Source organism: Endozoicomonas sp. SESOKO1, assembly GCF_024606265.1.
GTDB lineage: Bacteria > Pseudomonadota > Gammaproteobacteria > Pseudomonadales > Endozoicomonadaceae > Endozoicomonas.
Genome location: NZ_JAHHPP010000367.1, coordinates 1 through 3,903 on the forward strand (window position 1 = coordinate 1; position 3,903 = coordinate 3,903).

At 45.5% G+C, this 3,903-nt stretch carries 6 protein-coding genes; 1 reads left to right on the forward strand and 5 read right to left on the reverse strand.

The genetic code is table 11. The annotated features are described in order from the left end of the window. Positions 1–339 (forward strand): hypothetical protein (locus KDK13_RS16690; RefSeq protein ID WP_257286118.1); only part of this gene is annotated, 339 nt, incomplete at its 5' end. Here the strand turns inward: KDK13_RS16690 and KDK13_RS16695 are convergent. The 5 genes from KDK13_RS16695 to KDK13_RS16715 all read right to left on the reverse strand — a co-directional run bounded on the left by KDK13_RS16695 (position 298) and on the right by KDK13_RS16715 (position 3,561). After that, a complete protein-coding gene (locus tag KDK13_RS16695; RefSeq protein ID WP_257286119.1) occupies positions 298–780 on the reverse strand; it encodes a GNAT family N-acetyltransferase in 483 nt (160 codons plus the stop codon). The genes KDK13_RS16690 and KDK13_RS16695 overlap by 42 nt on opposite strands. Before the next feature lie 267 nt (positions 781–1,047). Continuing rightward, positions 1,048–1,437 (reverse strand): VOC family protein, encoded by a 390-nt coding sequence (locus KDK13_RS16700; protein WP_257286123.1) that lies wholly within the window; start codon positions 1,435–1,437, stop codon positions 1,048–1,050. A gap of 3 nt (positions 1,438–1,440) precedes the next feature. Continuing rightward, the gene (locus KDK13_RS16705) at positions 1,441–2,511 is read right to left on the reverse strand and encodes a transposase (protein WP_257286120.1); all 1,071 of its coding nucleotides are present in this window, start codon (positions 2,509–2,511) and stop codon (positions 1,441–1,443) included. 162 nt (positions 2,512–2,673) lie between these two features. Further along, on the reverse strand, positions 2,674–2,838 hold the full coding sequence (locus tag KDK13_RS16710; RefSeq protein WP_257286121.1) for a hypothetical protein: 165 nt from the start codon (positions 2,836–2,838) through the stop codon (positions 2,674–2,676). A 75-nt stretch (positions 2,839–2,913) separates the two neighbouring features. Continuing rightward, positions 2,914–3,561, reverse strand: coding sequence for a J domain-containing protein (locus KDK13_RS16715; RefSeq protein WP_257286122.1), 648 nt, complete (start codon positions 3,559–3,561; stop codon positions 2,914–2,916). Positions 3,562–3,903: the final 342 nt, after the last annotated feature.

Consider the following 3,903-nt stretch of genomic DNA (forward strand, 5'->3'; position numbering starts at 1 on the left):
CTGTCACTGAAAACCCGAAAAACCGAGCGAGTCCTGGCCACATTGTCAGCGATCGCAATGGGCAGTGGATTAGCGATTATCATTCCAGCCGCCGCTCAAATTGGGTGTTTCACTCTGGGGGCCGTAGGTGTGCTGTTAGGGAGCATGACAGGAGGGGATCAGATTACTGGTGCAGGGATTGGTGGCGCTATTGGGACTTTTACAGGTTTCAGCGTAACTGCCTGCTTTGCCCCCTATTTGGTAGCAAAGACTTACAATTTGGTTCTGGAGGCATCAAATGGAACTGGCTGTGAAAGGTCAACACTTGCTGACAGAGTTGTGGCTAAATATGAGCGGTAACATCATACCCTGATGGGGGATGCCATCCTCATCATAAGGCTCACCAATCATTTGAAAGCCAAGGCTCTGGTAAAACCTCAGCAGGTATGCCTGGGCAGAAACCATGACCGGTTTATCCGGCCATTGCTGCCGACAGGTTGCAATGGCCTCCTGCATAATCAGCCTGGCATAGCCATGCCTTCGACTGTCCTGACCGACAACCACACGACCAATGGCTGAACCCTGATCGAAAGAAACACCCGGAGCAAGGCAGCGGGCATAAGCCGCAATGCCATCGCGCCCTTTTATATAGATATGCCGCGTAGACGACAGAACATCTTTATTATCCAAGTCCGGATAAGGGCATACCTGCTCAACAACAAAAACATCCACACGCAGTTTAAGCAACTGATACAACGTATGGACATCCAACTCATCGAACCCATGATTCAGTACAGACATGGCAATCTAAACCTGTGCAATAAAGAGAGGCTGAGCTTCAGCCTGATTTTCTCATCATAACTACCGAAAATCGGTATCATATATGCTTGTGCAATAAAACAACATTATTCATGCACAAAATGGTGGAAGCAAAGATATCAAGGATAAGCCGAAGACGAGCGATACAGACAAGGTCCTTTCCAGCAATTTACAACTCATGACCTTGGTTTGAACATAGCGCCGACTCAAGTGGCGGCACGTCTGCCACCGTCCGTCGGATACCCCCTGTCAGCTGCTTGCTGGTTGATGGAATTCGAGAACATTGCCATCCGGATCTCTGATAAAGAAAAACCTTGCACCGTTATATTCGACTTCTTCAGTTATGGAAAAGCCTGACGCTTCAATGTTATTTTTAGCAGAATCGTAGTCGGTGATTTCAAGTGCAATATGCGTATAGCCTGGATATTTCACAATATCGTCCATGAGTACATTGTTCCCCGTTGCATCCCCCGTAGCATTGAGGATCAAGTTAATGTTTATTCCGCATGGGTGCTCTACTATGGCTACCGGCTCCGGACCCATTGGCCCAACAATAAACTCAAAACCCAGTTTTCCGTAGAATTCACGAGAAACATCCAAATCTCTGACTCTAATTCCTACATGATTAATTCTGGTAATTTCTCAAAAACTGCTGGCAGCACCACACGGAAGATGACGTGAAGCCTCCTCAATCAGCTTACTCAGTCTCGGAAATAACCCATCGCCCATTAATCGGCTTTTCAGATAACCCCAAAAAGAGAGACCATAAAGGCGACACGTTTTTTTCAGGCTGGCAAAGGTGTCGCGACATTGCCACCCTAAATCGCTACGCGTCCCACTACTGATCTTTCGTCGTTTAACATATTCTCGTATCTGACTCTCGCTCAGGTTGTTGTGCAGCGGTAAGCTCGGGTCTTCCAGAACCAGTAATAGCTCTTCCTTGATGACAGCTAATCCTGACAGAGCATCCTGAAGAAGCCCCCTGCTCGTTTGGGTTTGGATCAGCGCCTGGAACCCCTGTCGTATTTTTATTGCTTTTTTGTCAGTTGGCTCAGCCTTGAAGTCTTTAAGGTCATCGTAAATGGCCCAGAACCATGTCCGGAGCCATTTCTGGGCCATGGCCTGCTGATCATTGACCGGATGAACTTTTGCCAGCCCTCGCTCTGCATGTATCCAGCACTGGCTGTGTTTGAAAACGTCGAACTGCCTTGCCCCATCACTGAAGGTGGTTAGATGACCTGCTCCATGCTGTATCAGGCTGCCATAAATCATGGCTTCACTGGCCTGCTGGCGTCGCCTACCAGTTAGACCCAGGTCTTTCATACACTCTTCCCAGGCTTCATGGCTCAGGAAGGTGACTCCTCTGAATGGATTAAGAATGCGGAGCCACTTTTTTGGGTAATCCAGTTTTTCCAGATAGATCAAGGCATCGTCGGTGAACGAGTAAGTTGACCATGGGCGGTGCAGTAGGCTTACGAAATTTTCCCGGCTTTTGCTGTCTGTGCTCTCGAACCAGGCAAAGGACTCGTTATTGATGATGGTGCAGTAACCATTCTTCCCCTTATGCCTTGTTCCCGTGTCGTCTGTCTGGATATAACTTGAACAGCGAATTGTTTGTATCGTCAGTTCCTGAACGTGTAAAGGGGTGGTTCCATTCCTGATTGATCCCTGCGGAACATCAGTGGCAGCAATGGGTATGGATTTTTCCGCCAATGGCTTTCGGGGCTGTTTACGCTGCTTTCTGGTTTTCTCGTTGGGCTTTTTAACCTTCTGCTTTGACGAGGTTTCTGGACTGGCTCCATCGTCACCCTCAGGAGCGGATGGGTCTCCGTCGGAGCTTCCGGTGTCATCATCAGGAGGTTTGGTGTTCGGTGCTTACATCGGTTTGATGTCAGGCTTTGCGGGCAGTTTTTTTAGACGACGAATCTCTGCTTCAAGCAATTCTACCTGCTCTTTGAGCTGAATGATCTGTTCTTGCTGCTGAGTGATGAATCTCAGTAGATCTTCAGGTTGTAACTGCTGGTGTTCTGAAAAAGCCATGGTGAGAGGATAGACGACTGACCAAAATTATCCTGCATCCAGCACTTTTTGAGAAATTACGCTGTTTAGTATTCACTACAATCTTGCCAAAAGTTCTTGGCATATAGGAAAAATTGACTTGAACAATTCTTCATACTTACTACCTGCTTTATCTGGGTGTATTTGCAGGAGTAGTTTCACATAACCTCGTTTAAATTCATTACTACTTGGAATTCCCATAATTTGAAAAGGAAGTAAATCTTGGTGCTTTGATAGAAGCAAATTAAACCTGTCAAGCAATTGTGCAAGAGAAAGCCTATTAACCTGTATGTAACTAATACTTGAAGTTGAGTCAGCTTTAGAGCTTCTTTCTGAAGTTTCTGCGCTGGATTCAGTTTCAGAGCTGCTTTCTGAAGATGTTGCGTTGGATTCAGTTTCAGAGCTGCTTTCTGTGGTTGAAAAAATTGTTTGTTCAGAATAATTTGTTTTCAGTATATGCTGTTCATCACTAACAGGTACTTTCTCTTTATTGAAACTAATAGTGGGATGCTGATTACTGACTGTTACGTTACGTTCAAAGATGCACCTACAGTACTTGAAAGAGCTTGATTTCAGGTTCCCAGCAGTATTTCCAGTACTAAAAGAGCCAGCCATTTCTTTTTTGGGTGCTTTCTTTACAGGCTCTTCTTCAATCGTCTGGAAGGAGGATGGAATACCTCTTTTTGTACTTTCAATCTTTGGCATAATAAGTAGTCAATTAATTCTATTTCATTATTCTGGCCGATAGATGTGTAAAAAGTTTCAAACCTTGATCTCAAATAGCTGGTTTGGTGTTATTCTGGCCACAAACTTCGTCCCGAACAAATCCTAATTGGATTGTAGCGTAAGTGGATGTCCTTTTATAACCTATCCATCGAAAATAATTGATTTCATTTGGTTCACTACTTATTGATTTTCTTTTCCTGTTTATATCTCGACATGAAGCGCAAAACGCCAAATTCAGGGGCGCCGTAGGCGTACCCTGGAATTTCTTGGTACGCCCGGCATGGGCATGAACTGATGGGGTGAAAGTCCCCTGTGGGAGAA